Origin of the sequence: Pseudofrankia inefficax (genome assembly GCF_000166135.1) — a bacterium.
GTDB lineage: Bacteria > Actinomycetota > Actinomycetes > Frankiales > Frankiaceae > Pseudofrankia > Pseudofrankia inefficax.
In genome coordinates, this window is sequence record NC_014666.1 from 3,880,576 (window position 1) to 3,902,317 (window position 21,742).

The following is a 21,742-nucleotide window of genomic DNA, read 5'->3' on the forward strand; positions in this document are numbered from 1 at the left end:
ACCTGAGCAGTAGCCGGAGGCGAGGTCCACGCTCTGTCCACAGCCACGACGGGCGTCCTGCTCAGTGGTCGGTCGCGAGGCTTTTCGGGGGTCTGGTGCCGAAGCCGCCCAGGCTCGGGGGCGCCAGCGGTGGCGCCGGCGGGAGCGGTGCCGGTGGGCCGGTGGGGACCAGGTCCGGCCCGGGTGCGTTCGGCGGTTTCGCCTTGAGCGGCAGCCCGGTGCGTCTCCCCACGAGGTCCCGGATCGGGCCTTCGAGCGCCGCGCCCCTGGGTATGGGCGGCAGATCGGGGACCTCGACCCGCCCGAGGTAGTCGGACGTGGTCGGTTTCCAGGACTGTTCGGCCGGGTCCCAGCGGTAGCGCTGGATCCAGACGTCGCCGGTCTCCGCCTCGTACTGGACCAGGCCGAACTCGCCGTTGGCCCGCGCGGGCAGGCGCCACTCCGAGGCCTGCCGCATCGCCTTGCGCGTGCCCGAGTTGTTCAGCGGCTTGACCTCGCCGACGGAGAAGCCGCCGACCCGCGGGTTGAGCCGGGCCTCGGCGGCCGCCGCGGCTCCGTCGAAGAACAGCATGACCTGGGCGGCGTTCCCGAGGCCGTGCAGGACCTGGAGGGTGCCGACCACGACCCGCTCGCCCGGGGTGAGGCCGTTCCCGTTGCCACGTACCCCCTGGTGGACGTTCTCGCTGCCCTCGGACAGCAGCGTCGGGATCTCCGACGCCGCGACGACCAGCGCCGGGCCGACGGCGAGCGCGTCGCCGATCACCTGGATCGCGGTCGCGACGACCATGCCCGCGAGCGAGGCCTGCGTCCGCCGGATCTCGGCATCGAAGCCGTTGTCGAGTCGCGCGCTGCCCAGGTCGGTGACGAACCCGCCGGCGGCGTCGGCCACCGAGCTGACGCCGCGCTGCCAGCTGGCGAGGCTGCTCTTGATGTCGCCGAGGACGGAAGCGGCCAGGCCGTAGGGGTCGGCCCGGTTGACCGGGTCACCGGCCGCGTACTCGTAGAGGTCGAACCCGTCGAGCGGGCCGAGGGGATCGGGCGTCAGGAACTCGCCGAGCGCCGGGGAGTACCAGCGGTCGCGCAGGAAGACGAGGCCGGTGATGGCGGACCGGTAGCCGCCGAAGGCGCCGAACGGCACCCCGAGGGTGGCGACCTGATCGGGCCCGGTCTCCACGGTGATCAGAGCGCCGGTGTCGTCGAACACCGTCACCCGGCCCTCGGGCGTGTAGGACGCGGACCGCGTGAGGCGCCCGGTCGACGGCCGCCACAGGCCGCTGACGTTCTTCGACTGGTCCGCGAGCACGACCATCGGGTCGCCGCCGGCCAGGTCGCCGACCGCCAGCAACTCGTCGACCGTCCCGCCCCACTGGGCCTGCCAGCTGGGCGATCCTCCCGGGCCGTAGCCGGTGACCGGCTGGTCGCCGTCCCAGCCGACGAGTGACGCGACGCCCGCCCCTCCCGGGGTCGGGCTGACGGTCGCGACGAGCCGGCCGGCGTCGTCGTACAGGTAGCCCTCGGCGAGGTGGCCGGAGCGCCGCATGGTGGCGAGCCGCCCGGCCGGGTCCCAGCTGTACGCCGCCGACCCGGCCGACGTGGTCCGCCCGGCCGCGTCGTATCCGATGGGGACACTGACCGCGTCGATCTGGACGTCCGCCAGTTCGTGGCCCGGCGAACGGGGGGCACCGAGCGCCCAGCGGGGGGTGCCGGCGCTGTCGGAGACCGACCGGACGGAGCCGGTGCCCGGTTCTCGGTCGTACGTCCAGGCGCTCGTGCCGTCGTCGGCGGAGGCCAGCCGGGAGCGTTGGTCGTAGCCGTAGCCGGCCGTCCGTGACCGGGTGGTCGTTCCCCCTCCGGGCTGGGGCAGGACCAGCTCCTCGGCGACGGACGCATACCGGCCGGCGGTGTCCCGGGGGGTCACCGAGCGGCGCAGCACCCCGGCCGGGCCGGGCACCTTGGCGACCGACGCGGTCGGCAGGGCGAAGGCGTCGACCGTGATCGCCTCGGCGAACGTCTCGACGCCGGCGACGGTGTGCCGTCGGCCGGTGGGCACGGCGCCGAGCCAGGACAGCTCGATGGTGGGCTGCCCGGCGGCGGGTGGGCCGGCGGCCAGCGTTCGCAACCGTCCGGCGAGGTCGTAGGTGTGCTGGGTCGGCCAGGTGAACGGGCCGCAGATGTGGTCACTGGAGCGGCGCCAGGCATTCCCGGCTACCGACCAGGTGTGGGCGATGTCCACGGGCGGGCTGGTGCCGACGGTGACCCGCTCGGCGTTCACCCGACCGAACCGGTCGTACCCCAGCTCGCGGACCACCGCCGAGTCCGCGGGCGCCACCCCGCTCGCCGGGTTGGCGCGCTCGGCGCGGACCACCCGGGCCAGGTCGTCGTAGGTCCAGGACGCGAGCGTCCGCCAGCGCGGCGCCGCCCAGTACTGCTGCGCCCGGAGATCGCCGCCGGCGTCGTACTCGGTGCGCAGCAGGGTGACGCCGTCGTCGCGCAGGACCTCGCGGCCCAGCTGGTCGTAGACCCAGGTGCGGGCAGCCGCCCCCGTGCGTTCCAGCCGTTCGACGGCGCCGAACGGGTCGCGCACGTAGTGGGTCGTCTCCCCGTCGGGGTCGGTGAGCAGCCGCGGGGCGCCGCGCCCGTCGTACTCGACGGTGGCGCGGGCGAGGGCCGGCGGGCGTGCCGCGTCGAGCTCGTCGGCAAGCGCGGTCGGCCAGCCCAGCCAGTTGGTCCAGACCTGGGTGGCGGAGCCGTCGGCGTGGGCGACCCGGCGGACATGGCCGTCGGGGCCGCGTTCGATCACGGTGGCGCGCTCCTGGCCGCCGGCCCAGCTCGACTCGCGCACGAGGCGGCCGGAGGGGTCGAAGGCCCGCACGGTGGTGACCGTGCGCCGGGTGGCCCCGTCGACCATGATCGCCGCCTCCGTCGCGACCCGGCTGAGCGGGTCCCAGGTGCGGACGGTCTGGTTTCCCTCGCCGTCGACCGTCCAGACAGGCTGCCCGGACAGGTCGAACGTGGTGTGGACCGGTCCCGCGCCGGTCGGCTCGTTGCGCCAGCCGCGCCCGCCGGGGGTGCGGCGCCACCGGGCGGTGACGACCCCGCCGTCGATGCGGCGCGACAGGTCGCCGAACTCGTCGTACTCGAGGCTCAGCTCCCATGTCGAGGTCGCCGGCACCTGGTCGGGGTACGGCGCGTCGTCCCGCTTCACCCGCGACAGCTGGTCGCCGGCGGTGTACGCCAGCTGCCAGGCGAAGCCGCGGCTGTCGACGCGCAGCGTGCATCGGCCCAGCCCGTCGTAGCCGTACTGCTCGGCGAGCTCCGGGCCGCCGAGAGCCAGGCTGTCGCCGGCCCGCAGCTCCAGCAGGTGGCCGTCGTCGGTGTAGCGGGCGCGGTGCCGGCGGCGGTCACCGGGGCGGGCAGGGTGGCTCGCCTCGGTGAACTCGCGGCGCTTCGCCGCGTCATACCGCAGGGTCGTGACCAGGCCGGTGGGGTCGACCGCCCGGCCGAGGGCGCCCTCGGGGGTGTACTCGTAGCTGTGGGTCACCGGGTCGCCCGCCGCCGAACCGGTGAACTCCCGGGTGGCGGTCACCCTGCCTTCCTCGTCGTGGTCGATCTCGGTGTGGCCGCAGAGCGCCCCGTCGGAGCCGTACCGGTCAGTCGTCCGGGGGAAGCCGTCCTGGTCGAGGGCGATCACGAGCCGTTGGTCGGGCGTGCTGACCGTGCGCACCCGGCCGTCGGTGTCACGCTCCACGGTGGTGACGGCACCGTCCGCCCAGATCCGGCGGGACACGCCGAGAACGCTGTGCGTGAACGAGGCTGACCGTTCCAGCGGTCCCGTCGAGGCGAGGACCGCCGCGACCGTCTCGGGAGGCAGGCCAGCCGTGGCGAGCGCCGCCTGCACAGCGGCCTGGTCGGCCGGCACGGTGCCCGGCAGCATCCACTGGTAGGGGCCCGGCAGCCCCGGGCAGGGCGCGGCGGCCGGGCCGAGCGCAAGGGGATAGACCGCGCCGTCGTGCCGGGAGACCCGGACCCGGGCGAGCAGGCCCGCGTAGCCCGGGTTGACGGCGCTGTCGGGCGGCAGCGTGCCATCGCCATACCGGTCCGCCTCCGACCCGTTCGGGGCCAGCGGGTAGTACGCGAAACTCACCCGCCCGCCGTCGGGGTCCATCGCCCACGCGAGCCGGCCGGCGCTGTTCCAGGCCAGCGACGACACCCGCCGAGTCCCAGCGGTGCCCGTGCGGACGACCAGCACGGGCCGGCCCTGACCGCGCCGGTGCGGCCCGGGCCCGGCACCGAGAACTCCGTCGCCGTTCAGGTCGACCCCGTACAGGGGCAGCCTGAGCTGCCAGGTCACGACCGTGTCCCGGTCGTAGCCGGTCGGCGTCCGGGCCCAGCCGAAGCCCCAGGGCGCGAGCTCGTCGAGCAGCGGGGCGAGGCTGCCCGGCGAGTCGGGAGGGACGTCGAGGCTCAGCTCCTGGTAGTCCATCACCCAGCGCACGATCTCGGCGGGCACATACACCGGGGACGGGCCTGTCAGCTCGATCGCGCCGCGCTCGAACTCGCGCAGCTGGTTGAACAGCGGCTCGTAGCTGTAGGCCAGGTAACGGCCGGTCGCCTGGGGGAAGCCGGCCGGGCCGTGGTCGTTCGCCGCGCCGCCGGCCGCGCGTTCCTCCTCCCGGAGCAGGTTGCGCCGCCGCGTCCAGTAGGCCGGCAGGCTCCCGTCCCAGCCGAGTGAGCCGGTGGGGTCGATGACGTCGTAGGTGTAGACGGTCGTCGCGACCCCCGTGTCGAGGGCGGCGCCGCGCTGGGCGGCACGGACCAGCGCCGGATCGCCGTCGGCCGTGACGAACCGCTCGAGGAAGACCCAGGCGAGCTCGTCCTCGGGGTTCGCGCCCCGGTCGAGGCGTGCCTCGACCAGCAGGTCGCCGCGGTAGTTGAGCCCGTAGTACCGCAGGTCCCCGTCCCGGTCGACGATCGACGTCCACCGGCAGACCCGGTTGGCGTTCACCGCGACGAGCTGGCGCCGGCCGGTGATCCGGTGCGGCCGCTGGACCTGCTTCGTCGCGCCGCCCGCGACCGGCACGTCGAGCATCTCGAGGGCCGACAGCAGGTCGTTGTGGGTGGGATCGCCGACCTGGGCCATCGCGAGCTGGTCGGGGCTCAGCCAGGTGCGGGTCAGCCGGGTGGTCGGGGCGGGTGTGGCGAGCGCCGGGTCGCCCGCCGTGTACGGGACGTACGGGCGCCAGCCCGGGAGCTGGGCGCGGGCCTGCTCCATCGCGCCGTAGTCGCACCAGCCGTCCTCGTCGGGCTGGCCGGTGACCGGGTGGGCCGGGTCGCTGGCCGGCTCCGGGCGCGGTTCCAGCGGGTAGCGGCGCGCGACCGGGCCCGGCAGGAAACCGTCGGTGCGGTCGGTGGCACCCTCTCCGGGTGGCAGCGGGCCCGCGTCGGCGTAGCCGAAGGCGGCTTTGGGCAGCGCGCCGCGCCAGTCGTCGCCGGGCTGGTCGGGCGGGACCACCCCCGGGGCCGGGAGCGCCACCGAGCTTCCGTACCGCTGGGCGAGGACCCGCCCGTAGGTCACGGAGAACGGGTCGTTGTCGTACCGGGTCTCCGACTCGATCCGGCCAGACCGGGTCACGGTGCGGATACCGGCGGCGACGGACGCGATGTAGGCGAGGGCCTCCCGGCGGGCGAGCACCGCCGGGTCGCCGGCGCTGGACTCGATGAGCGGGCGGATCACGAGCTGCCCGTGGCAGTCGAACACCGACCGGTGCAGGCAGTTGACGAAGGTGCGGAAGTACGCGCCGAACCGTCTCTCGACCTCGTCGGCGTACGGCTCCCACGGCACGACCGCCGGCGCCTCATGGGTCGGCGGTGTCACCGGGCGCCGCGGCCACTGGTACTCGTACGTGTACTCGACGGCCGACGACGCCGTCACGTCGGCCGGGCGGGCGGGCGCGTCGGTGCGCGCGGCCCGCAGGAGGAAGAACTGGTTGAGCTCGGCCGGGTGGCCCGCCGGCTGCGCGTAGGTATAGGTGACGGACGTACCGGCGGGACCGGCCACGCTCGTCAGCAGCTCCGCGTCGGGTGTCTGGGCGAAGCCGTACAGCGGGTCGCCGTCGGCGTCGGTCCCGACGGCCGGCGCCGTCCCGTAGCTGAGGACGAGGTCGCGGCCGAGGTCGTCCGTCACCAGCACCGGCCGTTCCCGGGCGAATCCGTAGGCGCACTCCGCGTTGGGCCCGCGGCCTGCGACGTCGAGCAGGAGGCCGCGCGCGTACCCGAGTGGAGCGCGCGCCACGGGGTCGGCGGGCAGCGGGTAGTCGGCGGCGTCGAGCTGGTAGGCGGACGCGTCGCCGGGCCGCGCCCCGAGGTCGAGCAGCCACGCCAGCAGGGCGAAACGCCGGTGCGCCAGGGTCTGGCCGGGCGGGGCCGCCGCCCAGTAGTGGTCGAAGAGCGCCTGCAGGGGGGTGCGTTCGAGGCGGAGCGCGAAGCCGTTGCCGAACCGGTCACGACGGGAGGTGAGGTGGCCGAGCTCGTCGTACCGTTCCAGCGCGCCGTCCGCGGCGCGGCGCAGCCAGCCGTCGTCGACCCTCAGGATGGTGTCCGTGCTGCCGGCGGGCGGCATGAACAGCTGGCTGTCGAGGTCCCTGACGAACAGGTCGACGGCCCCGGCCCGATAGGCCAGCACCGCGTTCCGGTCGGCGCCGTCGGGCCCGCCCGCGCAGTAGGGCGCGGCCCAGGCCGGCATCGTGTCGGCCGTGAGCGCGACGATCCTCGCTGACCAGTTGTGGTCCCAAGCGGTGCCGAGCACCGAGCGGCCCAGGTCGCCCGACGTGTAGTGCCGGGCGAACTCGAGGGGCGCCGCCGGGCCCGCGAACGACAGGTCCGTCGTGTCGATGGTGAAACGGCCGTCGGCGACGGTGACCGGGTCCGCGTGAACCGGTTCCTCCCCCCTGGCCGCCTTCGCGGGCGGGACCGGCTGGGACGGTGCCGGTGTCGGGGTCTCCGGCGGCCTGGGTGCCGGGTTCGGGCCTTCCCGGGTGTGCGGCTCGCGGTCCCCTTCCGGCGGCTTCTTCGCCGGTGGCGTCGGCGTCCGGTTGCCCGTGATCGACGCCGGGTCGAAGTCCGCTTCGTTCCAGTCACTCCTGGGCTGCGAGCCAGGGGTGGGCTTCTCCGGCGCCTCGGTGCCGGCGGGGCCGTCCGTGTCGGTGCTCTCGCCGTCGTTCGAGGACCCCCCGTCCGCGTACGGGTCGACGTCGGGGCGTCTGTACTCCTGATGGCAGGCGCCGGCCGCGTCGCACACCGCGCACACCTCGACGTCGAGCCGGTCCGACTGCGTGCAGTGCCGCGCCTCGTGGCCGGGAATCCAGCCGGCGGCCAGCTGGAGCGCGCCGTTGGCCAGCGCCTTCTCGGTCTCCGTCTGGGCATGGCAGGCGCCCTCGTCGCCGTACGGCCGGGCCACGACGCACCCGGGTGGCACCGAGCTGTGCGCCGCGTAGGGCCCGCCGCAGCTGTCGCACCAGCCGCCGCACTCGGGTGGCAGGGTCTCCCAGTGCCCCACGGTGCAGTGCGCCGGAACGTCGTGCCCGGCGCGCGCGCCACCCCCGCCGACCCCGCACGGATCGGACGACGAGTTGCTGCCCGGGTCGTCGCTCGTGAAGACGCCGTCGCCGGGGTCGCACACGGGCGTCGCGACCGCGCATCTGGGGTCGCGGACGTCGACGCAGTCGCCGAACACCGCGTGGAGCCCGTCCGGGCCGAACCCGTACATCGCCGCGTTCACCCGTCCCCGCCCGGTCGCGTCGCGGGCGGTGAGCCGCAGCGGTGGGACCGCGGAGACGCCCAGCTCGTCGGACGGCGGCAGCCACGGCACGCCGCCATCCACCGGGTCGCCGCCGCCGGGACCCGAGCCGCCTCCCGGCCCGCCCGGGCTGGACGAGCCGGCGGTCGGGACGCAGATCGTCGCGGGCCCGCAGCAGGCCTGGCCCAGCGACCCGAGGGCGCCGGACGCCGCGAAACGGGCGGCGCCACCCAGCCAGGTGGCCGTGCCGGCGAGCTCGATCGCGGCGACGCTCATCCGTTCGGCCTCGACCAGGCCGCGGGTGTCGTCCACCCGCGGGTCGTCGACGACGAGGAACAGCGAGCCGCGGAAGCCGACGGGCTGCCCCTCCTCGCCGCGGCGGACCTGGGCGACGACGCGCAGGGTGGCCGGGTCGCCCGCCCGCGCGGCGAGGCGCGCCGCCGCGACCGACGTCAGCGCGTCCGTTCCGCGGGCCTGCCCCGACTCCGTCGCCCGCGCGACCGCCAGGTCGAAGTCAGCCCGGGACAGCACGATCGCCGCAGGGTCAGCGGGAGTGAACCCGTCCACGCGGGTCGCGACGGCGTGCGTTACGGAGACCAGGGCGCGGATCGCGGCGGCCCCGACCGCCGGCGACCGCGCGGGCGCGCCGTCGCCGTCTACCTGGCACCCACGGCCCGTCAGCAGGATGGCGCTCGGGGTCGCGGTGACGCCGAACCGGCGGGCGATCGCCTGGCCGTCGTCCGCGACGGCAGACCGCAGCCGGTGGCGGCGGGCCAGCTCGCGCGCCTCCGACGCCGACCCGGAGATCACGACGCGCAGCGAGAGGACGTCCTGCCACTGCTCCAGCGACGGAAGCAGGGCAAGGCAGGGAGCGCAGCGGGCGTGGAGGAAGACCAGCAGCGTGCGGGGCCGTCCGGGCGTGGCTGTACCAAGCGTCAGCCGGGCTCCCTCGACCGTCGTCGCCGGCTGCCGGGGCGGCCGGGCGCACTGACCGCGGCGCAGCCCTACCACCGCCACCGCGGCGCCCACGGCCAGCAGGGCCAGCGCCACAGCTGCCGCCGTCGCCAGGTCGAGGCCGCGCCGGGGATGGCCCGCGCGTGCCGCGACCGCCAGGGCGGCGGCGACGAGAATCCCGTTGCGGACGAGCGCCAGCGGGAACGGCGTGCGGTGGGCCGAGCCGAAACAGGCGCAGCCGTCGTCTGCTCCCGTTGCCTGCCGCTGCGCGAGCAGCGCGGCCGTGAAGACCGTGAACAGCCCCGCGGCCGCGGCCGCGGCGACAGTGGCGCTGGCGCTGGCCAGCATTCCGGCCGCGACCAGGATCTCCACGATCGGCACGGCGAAGGCCAGCGGAACGGAGAGCGAACGGGCCCGGCGCCCGAGGACGGCGAGTTCCGAGAGCTCGCCGCGGAAAGCAGGTAACTCCAGACCTTTGGCCGTCGCGCCCAAGCAAAGAATGAGGCCGAGGACAAGCCGCGCGGCCAGGTCGAACATGAGGGTCATCCTCCCGGACCGGTCACACGGCGCCGCACTCTGGCGAATTCTGCTGCCAGTCTCCACGGGGAGCGCGAGGCGCGCAACGAAGTATTGTTGCTGCCCGCGGCTGGCGATTGCGACGGGCTCCGAGGCGCGGGCAGCTGGCTTCACTGCGCCCGGCCATGCCCTCGGGTGGGCGCGGTTCCAGGCGGTGCCGGAGGCCGGGGTGGGTGATGAGGACGCCGCGTTCCTCAGCGGCCGCACCGGAGTTCCGTGAGCCCTTTCCCGAAACGGTCAGGGTGTTTTTCCACACTGGTGGTAAGTGTTCTGGAACGCTTACAGAAAGCTTTCGTCACCGTCCCGTCGACGTCCTGTTCGCCCCGCCCCCAGAACCACAACAGCCGAACCCCACGCTGAGGGTTCAGCTGTCTCCGAGGTCGTCGGCCAGGTCGGAGGCAGACAGCCAGGTGATCTCCATTCCCCACGAGACGAGGCACTCGCGGCCGGCCAGAGCTCGTCGGGCGGCGCCGACGATCCGGCTCAGGCTGCAGGGGGCGCCACGGCGGTGACGGCCCAGCACGCCGCCGTATAGCGGACTCGGCCGTCCTGGAGGTAGGGCTCGAAACCCGTCCGGACCGCGTCGATCACCTTCGCCCGCAGGTCGCCGTCGAGTTCGGCGAGGGCGCGGCCGGCGGGGCCCACCAGCGTGAAGTAGCGCTCCAGCTCCGCCTCGGCGAGCGAGCAGGGCACGTCGAGGCGCTGGATGTCGATGCCGGTCCAGCCGCTGTCCGTGAGCACGCGCCGGGTGTGGTCGTGGCGGGCGAGGGCGAACGGGCCCGGCGCGTCCGGGTCACGGGACGCGAGGCCCGGCAGCAGCGGTGACGCCGCCTGCTCGGCCGCCGTGAGGAACGGATTCTCGGCCGGGCCCCGCCAGGCGACGAACCGGAGCCGGCCGCCGGGCCGCGCGGCGCCTCGGAGGTTCGAGAAGGCGCCGACGGCGTCGTCGAAGAACATGACCCCGAACCGCGAGATGACCACATCGAACGCGGCCGGCTGGAACGTGTGGCTCGCGGCGTCGCCGTGCAGGAACCGCGCGGCCACGTCCTCCCGCTCGGCCCGTGCCCGGGCCGCCTCGATCATCGGCTCGGAGATGTCGACGCCGACGCAGCCCCCGCGCTCACCCGCCCGCCGGGCGGCCGCGAGAGTCGTGGCGCCCGCGCCACAGCCGACGTCGAGCACCCGCGAGCCGGGGGCCACGCTGTCGGCGAGCAGGTCCTCGAACGGCTGGTACATCCGGTCGAGAAGCTCCTGGGCCGCCACCCATCCGCGCCCCGCGACGCCGCTCCACAGCGCCTTCTGCCCGCCACCCGCCTGCCCGCCGTCACCGTGTGCTGGGACATCCATGAGCGTCTCCTCGCCTGGGTCCAATCCACCCAATCACGGCCGAGGCGGGCCCACCGTGCGGCGGCCAGGACCGCGTCGGGCCCAGGGTCGGATGGCGGCCCCAAGCTGTCCGTAGGCGGACGGCTTTTCTTGATCTCCTCATGGTCTGGGGTTGCGTCAGACCCCCCGTCGGACCGTGTAGCATCTGGTTCGCACCGGGGCGGCGCCCCGGGTCACCGGTCCGGGTGGCGGAATGGCAGACGCGCTAGCTTGAGGTGCTAGTGCCCTTTAACGGGCGTGGGGGTTCAAGTCCCCCCTCGGACACGATCCATTACCCTGCGGTAGCTAGAGTCGATCTTCGCGTCGACTCGCACCGTGTTGGTGGCCGGCTGGTAGGCCAGGCGCAGGTTGAGTTGGCGGTAGAGGTCCGCTTTGTCGGCGGGCTCGGCGGCGGCGAGCGCTGCGGCGACGTCGCCGATCGAGTCGATCATGTTGCTGATGTCGTCGCGGGTCAGGTGTCGTTCCTGGTCCTGGTTCGCCTGGCGGAGGTCGCGCTCGGCGGTGGTCTTCTCGGCTTGGGCTTGTGCGATCCACGCGGTCACGACCTGGGGGTCGGCTCCTGCGTCCAACGCCGCCCGGTAGCGGGGTCAGCTTGGCGTTGCTCTCCTCGATCGCCCGTCGCGCCTGTGCGACGGTGGCGTCGTCGCATGACGGACTGGACTGGGCCGCGACCATGGCATCGAGGGTGCTGGTGAGCTGCGGGGGTGCGAGCGCGCGGGCGAGCCAGCCGTCGAGGGCAGGCAGGACAGTGTCCTCGCGCAGGTAGACGTTCGCTGGGTGGCTGACTGTGTTCGCCAGGGCGTACTCCTGGGGGTAGCGGCAGCGGTAGTAGGTGACGTCGCGGACAGTGTGCCCTTGCATCTTCCGGTCGCAGACGGCGCAGTAGAGCGCGCCTCGGAGTGCGTAGGGCCGGCGCGTGCGCGGCATCTTCTGGTCGCCGGGGCCGCGTCCCCGGCCGGCGAGAATCTGCTGGGCCTGGGTGAACACCTCGGTCGTGATGATCTCCTGGTGGACAGTCTGGTCCGACCAGACCCAGTCCGCGGCGGCGTTCCAGCGCAACCTGGTGGTGTGCCCGAGATGACGTCCTCGACGTCGAGTAGGACCTCGTCCTTGCGTTGGCGGTTCCAGACCTGCCGGCCGGTATAGCGGGGGTTGGTCAGGATCGCGCGGATGGCGCCCTTCGACCAGGCCAGTCCGTCGCGGTGGGAGTTACGAGCCGGATCGTGGGCGGAAGGGCAGGGGGTGCCGTCACGGGTCAGGCCTTCGGCGATCGCGAACAGGCCGCTGCCGCGGAGGAACTCGGCGAAGATCCGGACGACGACGGGCGCGGCCGTCTCGTCGATCGCGAGTCCGTGTAGCTGTCGGCCGTCGGCTGCCTTGGCGGGGTTGGGATGCGGGCCGAGGTTGGTCAGCCGGTAGCCGTAGGGCGGGCGGCCGCCGAGGTAGCGTCCTTCGACCTTGGCCTGGGCGGCCATCGCGCTGCGGACGCGGATCTTGATGCGGTTGCGTTCGCCTTTGGACATGCCTCCTTGAGCGGGCGTGGGACCTTTAACGCGTAGATATTCGGGCATGCCCTGGACGCTCGACGATGGCGCCCTCGGGACTACCCTCGCGCGGGACATTGCGTCGACGTCGCCGTGTAACGCGTCCCCGGGAGGGACCTCCGTGAGGGTGCCTTGACGCGTCGGCGGTCGCGCGAGCATGGCGCTGGCCTTCTCCGACCAGCCGGCCTGGGCTGGCTCCTGGATCCACAAAAGTAGGTTCGGCTTTCGCCAATGTCCTGAAGCATCACGGTGCTCGGGCGGGCGGGGCCTGAACCTGCGGCCGAAAGACTATGAGATCAATCTTCCGGAACATTCCTTGCTGACGATTGCTGTCGTCGGGTGTCTCTTGTGGAGGATTTCTGTTGGCTCTTCGGAGTTCCAGGGCGGAGCGAACCCGGTCAGCATGCCATCGAACGCTAGTTCGATGATGTGCTGAAGGGGAGCCGTCCTCGTCTGTAGGTTCCCAGCTCACGCCGCCACTTCCCAGCTTGCTCCGCCACTCAACCGTCAATTGGCAGAAGCAATCTTGCGGTCGGTTCCCGCAGCCATTGCAGACGGTGGGATGGCTGGCGGTCTCTGGGCGTCTGGTAGCAGTCGCTGTTCGTGGCTGCTGGTGCGGTGTGTTGTGGTGTCCCACTGTTCGCGTGACAGACGGGGGCGGCGTCGACACGTCGATCGGCGCGGGGGATACGTCGTGGATCGCCGCCTTCATCGCCGCGGCGGTCCCGGCGTCGGCGGCATCGTAGGCGCGGGCGACCCCGTCGGCGGAACCCTGATCGGCGGCTGCTGGCCGAGGACCAGTCCGGCGCCGATCTGCCGCAGCACGGCGACGTCAACCGGGCTGGAACTGTCGGCCTCGACGCCGAGCAAGGTTCCGTTCGGCGTGTACCAGGTGAGCAGACCACCGTAGCTGTTGCTGTGGGTCACCGGGACGAGTAGGTCACCCGGGCTGAAATGGACCGAGAGGAAGGTGGCGGGCTGGTGGCCCATCGTCGTCGCCGACACCTCGGCGCGGCCCTGAAATCGGTCCGTCTTAAGGGAATCCCAAAGGGCGGCCGAGATCCTGTCGTCCGTCTGCCAGGTCACGCTCACCCAGACAGTGGACAAGCCGACCGCCGCGGGCGTGGAAGCCGCGGGCCGCGCGACGAACCTGCTGACGAACGAGGCCCTTTCCCCGTTGAAGAGGTGACCGAAGACGCTGAGCGGCGGATCTCCCGGTAGCCCCATGCCCCCATAGGGACGTGACTGGGAGGCGATGTCCACGTCGTGAGTCATCGCGGCGGGCAGCCAGGTGACGGTCACCCCGCCGAAGCTGTACGGGACTGCCGGCGGCGCGGCCGCAGCAGACACCCGGTCGTTCCCGCCGACACGGAGGCCCACGGGAATGGCGACGCCCACAGCGATTACCAGGACAAGCGCGGCGACGGCGAGGACGCGAGCACGTGACCGGTGACGGCGGGCTCGCGCGCGGATCAGGTCGGGGAACACGGGGCCGACGCCGCGCCGGGGCATATCGGCCCACAGCGCGCGCGCCCGCGCCGCCAGATCCTGGTCGGTCGCGTCCGTGAGGTCACGGGTCTGCCGAGTCCCCGCGGGGATCTGGACCCGCGGGGTGAACCTGCCCCGGGAGGCTGATCCAAGCGGGTCGGTGCGTCCGTCTGCTTCTGTGCTCACAGCGTCTTCCCCCTCACCGGGTGGGTCGCGTCGAAGGCGGGGCGAACGCCCCCGATGAGGACGGAGCGCGGTGGCCGTCCCCCTTCTCGTTGGTCAGGACGTCGGGACCCACCCCGCCGCGGTGGCGTCCTCCCGGAACGCGGATGGCGCCGAGCGCGGCCAGGTGCTCGCTGCCGCGCAGCCGGGCGAGGCCCCGCGATGCCTGGCTGCGCACCGAGCCGACCGAGCACCCGAGCGCGGCGGCGACCTCGGCCTCAGGCAGGTCCTCGAAGTAGCGCAGCACCACCACGGCGCGCTGCCGGGGTGGAAGGGACCGCAGCGCGCGGACCAGGTCCTCATGCTGGGACAACCGGTCAGCATGGTCGATGTCCGCCGCGGCGACGTCGATAGCCCACTCGCCGTCCACGACGAGCGGCACCTCGGCGACCCGCACCCGCAGGCGCCGCCACCGACTCGTCGCGGCGTTGACCAACGCCCGGCGGACATACGCCTCCGGCTGGCCGTCGGCGACCCGTGACCAATGCCGGTAGACGCGTTCGAACGCCCCCTGCAGCAGGTCCTCCCCGGCCGCCCAGTCCCCGCCGACAAGCAGCACCGCGCTCAGTAGCAGCCGGTCCGCCGCCCCCACCACAAACGCCTCAAAGGCCAGCTCCTCATCAGCACGCACCCTGCCTCCCTGTATGGCTCGTCCCAGTCGAAACGCGCCAAACCGTTGGCCACGATGAGCCCCGGCCGATGCCCGCGCCGACGGCGGTCACCCGACCGCGACCGCCGCGATGAACACGACGCCAGACGCCCGTCCCACCTCAATGACGGTCCAGGACATCAAGTCCTGGACGACCGAGGACCGGGGGTGTCGGGACAGGAACGGAGCCCGATCGGCTCAAGCGGCCCAAGGACTGGACAGAACGCCCAGTCTCGCTCGGCCGAGTACGGCGATCAGATGATCACAAGCCGCAGAGATCGGTCCCAACGTCGATCGCTCCCAGCAAGCTCAACGAGCACGTCTCGCCGCATCTCGCGCAGAACTGCCACCGAAACCCGGGAAGTCAGCACTGCGCCCAATGACACCCAGCCCGGGAAACCCCATGCGGCACGCCGCCGAATGGAAGATCAACGGGGGGAATCTACACTCGCCCCGCCGCGCCGCTGTAGGTTCCCAGCTCCCAGGTTGGTCCGGCGCTGGAAGGTGGGGCCAGAACTCGCTACCAGAGCCAATCTTGCGATCGGCTCCCCGGAGTCGTCGCCGAGTGCTCGTCTGCTGTCGATCGAGACCACGGCAGGCAACCCCGAGGGGTCGGGGCGTACTTCGCGCGGGGTACGCGGATCAAGGGGCACTCTCGACTCAGGACGCTCGGCGCAATTTCGCGCGAATCATCTAACAGGGCTCCAAGGCGCGGCGCGCCAGTTTGCGAGAATCCAGCCCGGCCCGCAGGGGTATGGGTGCGGTGCGAGCTGGTGCAGCCGCGTGTGGCGGGGTGGTGGTGAGCGTGGTGGTTGGCCCGTCGCTTCTGGGGACGCAACGCGATGTGCTGGAGCCGGACGCGGCCGTGGTAGAGCTGCTCGGTACCCTGCGCCGGCAGCTGGGGATGGACCTGGCCTGGCTGTGTCGGGTGCAGGGCAATCGGACCATCCTGCAGGCGTTCCACGGTGACCTTGCCAGCTTCGGGGTCAGACCGGGGGCAATTACGGAGTGGCCCGTCAACGAAAGCCCGATCACCGAGACGGGCATGGTGCCCGACACTCACGCGGACCCCACTGCGTGCCGCCGCACTGTCGTGTCGGAGCTCGGGATCGGTGCTTATGCGATGGATCTGGTCTATACCGATAGCGGTGAGGTATACGGCAAGGTCGGCTGCCTCGCGCACGAGCCGTGCCCCCACCTGGACGCCAGACACATGCAGATCTTGACCCTGGTCGCCGGCCTGCTGACCGCCTCGGTCCAGGATCTGCACCAGATGTGGGAGCGGTCCGTTCAGACCTGGCGGGCTGTCCGTCGTGTCCTGGACAGCGGTGGACCCGACCTCGTCTACCAGCCCATCCTCGATCTGCGCACGAGTGTCACCGCCGGGGTCGAGGCGCTGTCTCGATTTCCCGCCCCGCCCGCTGATCCCGAACAGTGGTTCTCCCGCGCCGCCAGCGTCGGCCTCGGGGTCGAGCTGGAACTCGCCGCCGTCCGCAAGGCACTGCCCGCGCTACACCGAGGCCCTCCCACGGCCCGGCTGGCAGTCAACGTGTCTCCGACGACGCTCACAGATGGCCTGATCGACCTGCTGACCTCCACCACAACCCCCGCCGATCTCGCTCACCTCGTCGTAGAGATCACCGAGCACGAACGCAACTTCGAAGATCCGGCGGTCCTGCACGCGGTAAGCCAACTGCGTGCCCACGGCGTGGGGATCGCCGTCGACGACATCGGAACCGGCTACTCCGGGCTGCAACGCCTCGTCAATCTGCGCCCCGAGGTCATCAAGCTTGACCGGTGCCTGATCCACGACATCGACACCGACCCCGTCCGCCGGGCCACCGCGATCGCGCTCGTCTCCATCGGCAAAGAGATCGACAGCGCGCTCGTTGCCGAGGGCATCGAGACCCACGCCGAACTCGCCGCGGTTCAGGACGCCGGAATCGGCTACGGCCAAGGACACCTCCTCGCCCGGCCGGATGCCCAACCAGCCTTCGCCTGAACCAACCGCCTGGGCAGAGGCCGCGCCGACCTCACCGACCAGCGTCACTACCCAGCGGCTGGCACAGCCTCACCAGATCATGATGTCGGGCGGCTGGACGCCAGCTCCACTGCCGATCTGCCACGGAGATAGCCAACTGCGCCGGAATCCGGCCGGCGGCGACACATCGAACTGTCGCGCACCAGGCCAGGGCGGCGTCACCTGTCATGATCCCCGGGACAGGACACGCGAAGCAGCCCGACTCACGCTCCGGGGACTGCTTCAAGATCAGTGGTTCCGGCCCGAGACGCCGGGCCCAGGGTCCGGCGGGATGGGACACTGTGAGTGATGACATCGGGTGATATGACCCCTCGGAAGCAAGATCGGGATGTAGGGCGGCTGCTGTCGCCGGAGCAGGCCGCCGCGGCGGCGATGGTCGCGGACGCGAAGGCGCGTGGGCTGGCGCTGACGGGCCCGGACGGCTTGTTGAAGCTGTTCACGAAGAACGTGTCTGTCCCGGCGGCGCTCGATCCCGGCAGGGTGCAACCCGCGACCGCGCGCGTGAGCAGGACGGCGAGGGCGAACCGTCGCGGGCGAATCGTGGCGCCGATTATGGCGCCCACCAGCCAGGTCGTGCTCGGCTGGCCGCCAGTCGAGTTACGAGCTTTCGGCCCGAACTCGTTGGTCCCACTCGACACATGCGGACGTCTGCGCGATTCTCGCAGACCGGGGAGTCGTCAGAATTTCTAGGCACTTCTGGGAGGGCCGGATGCGATTTCTTGGCAGCCACCGAGGCGGGGACGGCGAGGACAGCACAAATGGACGCGCCCTGCGAGAGCGAGGCAGATCCAGGTCGGGGAGCTGGGGCCCGAGAGCCATCGTCCTGACCGGGGTGACAGCCGCTCTGGCCGTGGTCCTGGTGGCCGTGAGCGGTCCAGTCTCCGCGGCACCGGCAGATCCGCCGCAGACAAGCCAGCGGTCCTTGAAACCGACGTGGAAGCCGGTACGCGCTCGGCTCTCCGTCGCTCCGATACAGGGCACTACACCGTTGGCCGTGACGGCGACCGCCTCGGACTCGACTGGTGTCCCACCCCTGGCCTATCGATTCAGCTTTGGCGACGGAACACCGGCGGTCATCGGATCAGCCTCGACGGTCACCCATAGCTATTCCCACGCCGGATTCTTCCTGATCACGCTGACCGTCCGCGGCCGAAACGGCGCTACCGACACCGCGTGGCAATGGGTGAGAGTGGCACCGGCCGTCGTCCCGGGTCCCGTACGTAACCTGCGAGTCCAGGTGGGCGCCGATGAACCGGGGCTCCTGGAGCCGTGCTACCTGCACTACTACGTGTCGTGGGACCCGCCGCTGCGTGGCGCCAACCAGGTGACCTCTTACACCATTACCCCGGAGATCTCGGGCTACACGGTCATGACCACCGGCACGAGTTTCACCTACTTCCACTACAACGACGTCGGTCACAACGGACTCTCCGTGGTCACCGTGCGGGCGAATTCCGCCGCGGGTCCCGGCCCCGTCGTCTCCACGGCCGTCCACCTGCCCGCCGACCCCTGTGACGCGGTCGCGCCCGTCTCCTAATCTCGACCGGCACTCACCAGACAAATCGCTCTGCCCGCGCGGGGCGATCGCGATGAACCACCGGGAATTCCGCCGCCCCATCGCGGTCGCCCCCATTGCCCTGTCAGCCTCACGGCGGTGTCCCGCCACGGCCGCATCGTGCACGCAATCAGCCCGGCCGACCTCGGGCAGTTGGAACGCGCGACCGAGCCCCGACAGGCGGACACCAGCAGGCCAAAGCAAACATCCTCGAGGCAGGGCCGACGGCGGCAGCGCCCACGCGGCCGACGGGCCGATCGAGCCGTCGTGACACTGCCGGGACCAATCCCTGGGGCCGTACCGCCGTTGATGCCGGCCGTGTCGATCGGGTGCCTCGTGCGCCTCTCCCGAGACGCCATCGGCGGGTGCCTAGCAGCTAACGATCATAAATAGTCGCGACGTGACGACCGACCCGACGCTGGTAGCACCTGCCCGTGCGGGGATTGCCGTGTGCGGCCAGCGGTGTCACGGACAAGGCGGGTCGTACGGGACGTCGGGAAGTACCTGGTGCCACTCGGCGGCGGTGAGAGAGTTGGCTGAGTCGACACAGGCGGCGGCGACGAGCTGGGCCACGTCCGGTGGCGTGGTGTACGGAGGGTGACGTCGCGTGATCCTCGGTGCAGGTTATGCGGCGAGGGCGTCGGTGGTGACGCTGATCTCGGGTGTGTCGGCGGGGTTTTCGTTGGGGTCGGTTTTGGCGAGGATTTCCAGTCCGAAGTAGCGGTGGGTCTCGATCCATTCGTCGTGCTGTTCGGCGAGGACGGCGCCGACGGGGCGGATGATGGCTTCGCGGTTCGGGAAGATACCGACGACGTCGGTGCGCCGGCGGATCTCCTTGTTGAGCCGTTCCTGCGGGTTCGATGACCAGATCTGACGCCAGATCTCTCGAGGATAGGTGGTGAACGCGAGTACGTCGGCTTTGGCTTCCTCCAGGTGCGTCGCGGCGCGGGGTAGCTTCTCGGCCAGGCCGTCGACGGCCCGGTCGAACTGTGCGTTCACCTCGGTCGCGTCGGCCTGATCGAAGATTGTTCGCACGAGCGTGGCGACCCAGGGCTGCGACGTCGCGCCGATCGAGGCGACCAGGCCGGCATGCGCGTCGGAGGTGACCAGGCGGACGCCGGTCAGGCCGCGGGCGACCAGGCCCCGGAAGAACGCCAGCCAGCCGGCGCCGTCCTCGCTGCTCACGACGTCGAGGCCGAGGATCTCGCGGTGCCCGTCGCCGTTGACGCCGACCGCGAGCAGGCAGTGCACGTTGATCACTCGGCCGTCCTCGCGGACCTTCATCGTCAACGCATCCGCCTGCACGAACCGGTACGGACCGGCGTCCAGCGGCCGGGAGCGGAACGCCTCGACCTGGCCGTCGAGGTGCCGGGCGAGCTCGGAGACCTGGGATTTGGAGATATGCGCGACGCCGAGTTGCTCGACCAGTCTGTCGACCCGGCGCGTCGATACTCCGCGCAGGTAGGACGTCGCGACGACCGAGATCAGTGCCTGCTCGGCGCGCCGGCGCCGCGTCAACAGCCATTCCGGGAAATACGAGCCCTGCCGCAGCCGCGGAATCGCCAGCTCGATCGTCCCGGCCCGGGTGTCCCACGCCCGATCCCGGTAACCATTCCGACGATTAGCTGGTGGGAAGGTCTCGGCCTTCCTCTGATCTTCGTGCGGTGCAGGCTCAGTGCGGCCGGGTCGCCCTGGTCCAGGTGCACCCGGAGCCAGGCTGAGAACGGTCGGCCGTCTGCATCGCGTGTTCCGCCGCGATCCAGCTCAAATCTGCCTCGCCCAGCTTGCTCAGCGTCGTGGCCGCCAGATGATGCGTCCGAGTCGAGGCCGACCAAGCACCGTGCTCGTAGTCGGCACCCGCACCCGCTGTCACGCCCTCCAGATGCTGCGCCGACCCGATCAGCCCCGGCAGAGTCACCACAACGCGGCCGATCCGCCCCCGCGCCTGGAGCGTCAAAACGTTCCGGCCAGGGCCGCCGCCACCTGCTGGGCGCCTGCGAGGTTGACCCGAGGAACGTCGAACTGCCAGACCGAACCGTCGTCGAACGCAATCTCGAGGACGCCGGCGAGCCTGCCCTTGTCGACCCGGGCGGCCCGGACCGCCGCGCGCGGCACCGACGCGATCACCTCAGGAGTCGGTTTCGGCTTGAACGCGCCTCTCTTGGCCGTAAACAGGACGACCTCGGCGTCATAGACACCGAAGTAGGCGATCGCTCCCTTACCCAGCGGGGACGTCCCCTGGGTGCCCGCTGACGCGACGGCGGCGCCGATCAAGCCGCCGGTCGCACCCGCGACCGCTGAACGGACCATGCCACGCGGCTCAACGAACGTCGCTACCCGCGCCTGCCTGGGATCTGGCATTTTGGGCTCCCTTTCTTTGGTTCTCTCCCGCGGATTCCGGTTGATCGACAGCGACCCGGACGTCCCAGCCACATCCCAACTGCCGTCCACCCCGGGATGCGGATCACCTGGCCGGCCCAGCTCGGCTCGAGAGCCCTGACCACCCAGCAACCATGGTCCGTCTACCGAATGTGCGCCAGAGTCGATCTTGAAACGTCCAGACCGTCATCCAAGCACGCGGCATTTCCGTCGGCGGGGGCACCGAGCCAGAAGCCTCCTACATGAACGCGACGCTACGACCATCGCGCTGAAACAGCCGCGCTCTTTTCAACCTCTGAACCACCTGCTTACCGTGCCCAGCACCGCGTAACTCATCCCGCGACCGCCAGCGCCGACACGTCAGGCAGCCGGCCGCTTGAGTACGTGACCCGGCTGAGCTGCCAGCCCGCCGTCGTCCGGATGGCCGTCCCGGGCATGCCCGCAGAGAACTGGGTCGTGAGGCCGCCGGGCACCGGTACCGACGGGTCCGTGAAAGTCAGCGTCATCCCGACTTCCACGTCGCCGCCCCCGAGCGTCGACATGCCGTCCACGGCCACCGCCTCCGTACGCGCCAGCCCCGGGAACCGCGCGTTGATCTGCCCGCGCAGCCCGATCAGCGCCGGGCCATCCTCGGCCGCGTTCGCCCACTGCGCCGATGGCACCCCCGCGGTGAACGCGTCGTAGAAGGCCGCCCGCACCGCCGCGTCGGTCGCCGTCGGCGTCATGAACTACCTGGGTCAGCAGAGCGCTGCGCGGCCAGACGCGTTCGCGGAGATGCGGTTCGTCACGGCCATCAGAGCCGGATGCCACCGCCCGCCCACAACCCGCCAGCACCCGCCCTTACCAAACAGGCCCAGTTTCTCCCGCGCCCGCGCTGGCCGGCGTTCTCGTTACGCCAGCAAGCCTGTCGTGCTGCCACCGAGAGCTGGTCCGGTGACGCCAAACTCATCGCGCGGCGGCTCGCGGTCGCGTCAGGCGCGCAGGCAGCCTAACCGGCACCCCGCTACCGCTACATCCCCCGCCACACACACAGCCGGCGGGATGGGCTATAGCAACAGCACCTTTACCGGGCCCCCTCGCCCTCCACGGCGCTCGCGGCGAGCAGCCGCGCCGCCCGGGGACCGCGTCACGATGTGACGTGGTCCGCCCTTGA

9 protein-coding genes, 1 tRNA gene and 4 pseudogenes are annotated in these 21,742 nt (G+C 71.8%); 4 read left to right on the forward strand and 10 right to left on the reverse strand.

Features of this window, described 5'->3' with window-relative positions:
- Nucleotides 1-61: 61 nt before the first annotated feature.
- Together FRAEUI1C_RS41660 and FRAEUI1C_RS15740 are read right to left on the reverse strand one after the other, a co-directional pair.
- On the reverse strand, nt 62-9,286 hold the full coding sequence (locus FRAEUI1C_RS41660; RefSeq protein ID WP_013424300.1) for a MauE/DoxX family redox-associated membrane protein: 9,225 nt from the start codon (nt 9,284-9,286) through the stop codon (nt 62-64).
- A 522-nt stretch (nt 9,287-9,808) separates the two neighbouring features.
- Nucleotides 9,809-10,672 (reverse strand): class I SAM-dependent methyltransferase, encoded by an 864-nt coding sequence (locus FRAEUI1C_RS15740; protein WP_013424301.1) that lies wholly within the window; start codon nt 10,670-10,672, stop codon nt 9,809-9,811.
- A 218-nt stretch (nt 10,673-10,890) separates the two neighbouring features.
- Here FRAEUI1C_RS15740 and FRAEUI1C_RS15745 point away from each other — a divergent pair.
- Nucleotides 10,891-10,975 (forward strand) — tRNA-Leu (locus FRAEUI1C_RS15745).
- Here the strand turns inward: FRAEUI1C_RS15745 and FRAEUI1C_RS39035 are convergent.
- The 5 genes and pseudogenes from FRAEUI1C_RS39035 to FRAEUI1C_RS15755 all read right to left on the reverse strand — a co-directional run bounded on the left by FRAEUI1C_RS39035 (nt 10,957) and on the right by FRAEUI1C_RS15755 (nt 14,596).
- Nucleotides 10,957-11,253 carry a hypothetical protein gene (locus tag FRAEUI1C_RS39035; RefSeq protein WP_095522664.1) on the reverse strand — a complete coding sequence of 99 codons (297 nt, stop codon included), beginning with the start codon at nt 11,251-11,253 and terminating at the stop codon, nt 10,957-10,959. The genes FRAEUI1C_RS15745 and FRAEUI1C_RS39035 overlap by 19 nt on opposite strands.
- A gap of 262 nt (nt 11,254-11,515) precedes the next feature.
- Nucleotides 11,516-11,638: pseudogene (locus FRAEUI1C_RS41905) on the reverse strand (recombinase zinc beta ribbon domain-containing protein); the annotation flags it as partial.
- Between the two features lie 197 nt (nt 11,639-11,835).
- A pseudogene (locus FRAEUI1C_RS41910) lies at nt 11,836-12,414 on the reverse strand (recombinase family protein); the annotation flags it as partial.
- Nucleotides 12,415-12,963: 549 nt separating this feature from the next.
- Nucleotides 12,964-13,929, reverse strand: coding sequence for a hypothetical protein (locus FRAEUI1C_RS15750; protein WP_013424302.1), 966 nt, complete (start codon nt 13,927-13,929; stop codon nt 12,964-12,966).
- Between the two features lie 13 nt (nt 13,930-13,942).
- Nucleotides 13,943-14,596 carry a SigE family RNA polymerase sigma factor gene (locus FRAEUI1C_RS15755; RefSeq protein ID WP_013424303.1) on the reverse strand — a complete coding sequence of 218 codons (654 nt, stop codon included), beginning with the start codon at nt 14,594-14,596 and terminating at the stop codon, nt 13,943-13,945.
- Between the two features lie 817 nt (nt 14,597-15,413).
- On the opposite strand from FRAEUI1C_RS15755, the gene FRAEUI1C_RS15760 reads away from it, so the two are divergent.
- The 3 genes and pseudogenes from FRAEUI1C_RS15760 (at nt 15,414) to FRAEUI1C_RS41090 (ending at nt 18,192) form a co-directional block, all read left to right on the forward strand.
- Nucleotides 15,414-16,616 (forward strand): EAL domain-containing protein, encoded by a 1,203-nt coding sequence (locus tag FRAEUI1C_RS15760; RefSeq protein WP_232425442.1) that lies wholly within the window; start codon nt 15,414-15,416, stop codon nt 16,614-16,616.
- 748 nt (nt 16,617-17,364) lie between these two features.
- Nucleotides 17,365-17,814: pseudogene (locus FRAEUI1C_RS41920) on the forward strand (PKD domain-containing protein); the annotation flags it as partial.
- Between the two features lie 78 nt (nt 17,815-17,892).
- Complete coding sequence (locus tag FRAEUI1C_RS41090) at nt 17,893-18,192, forward strand: hypothetical protein (RefSeq protein WP_041259379.1); 300 nt, start codon at nt 17,893-17,895, stop codon at nt 18,190-18,192.
- Between the two features lie 642 nt (nt 18,193-18,834).
- Here the strand turns inward: FRAEUI1C_RS41090 and FRAEUI1C_RS15775 are convergent.
- The 3 genes and pseudogenes from FRAEUI1C_RS15775 to FRAEUI1C_RS15790 all read right to left on the reverse strand — a co-directional run.
- Nucleotides 18,835-19,836 (reverse strand): annotated as a pseudogene (locus FRAEUI1C_RS15775) (IS256 family transposase); the annotation flags it as partial.
- A 327-nt stretch (nt 19,837-20,163) separates the two neighbouring features.
- Complete coding sequence (locus FRAEUI1C_RS15785) at nt 20,164-20,661, reverse strand: hypothetical protein (RefSeq protein WP_232425443.1); 498 nt, start codon at nt 20,659-20,661, stop codon at nt 20,164-20,166.
- A 260-nt stretch (nt 20,662-20,921) separates the two neighbouring features.
- Nucleotides 20,922-21,314: a hypothetical protein gene (locus FRAEUI1C_RS15790; protein WP_013424307.1), complete on the reverse strand. Its 393-nt coding sequence runs from the start codon at nt 21,312-21,314 to the stop codon at nt 20,922-20,924.
- Nucleotides 21,315-21,742 lie beyond the last annotated feature (428 nt).

Coding starts and splice junctions, on each gene's coding strand:
- FRAEUI1C_RS41660 (WP_013424300.1), bottom strand. CDS start 9,286: ATGTTCGACCTGGCCGCGCGGCTTGTCCTCGGCCTCATTCTTTGCTTG.
- FRAEUI1C_RS15740 (WP_013424301.1), bottom strand. CDS start 10,672: ATGGATGTCCCAGCACACGGTGACGGCGGGCAGGCGGGTGGCGGGCAG.
- FRAEUI1C_RS15790 (WP_013424307.1), bottom strand. CDS start 21,314: ATGACGCCGACGGCGACCGACGCGGCGGTGCGGGCGGCCTTCTACGAC.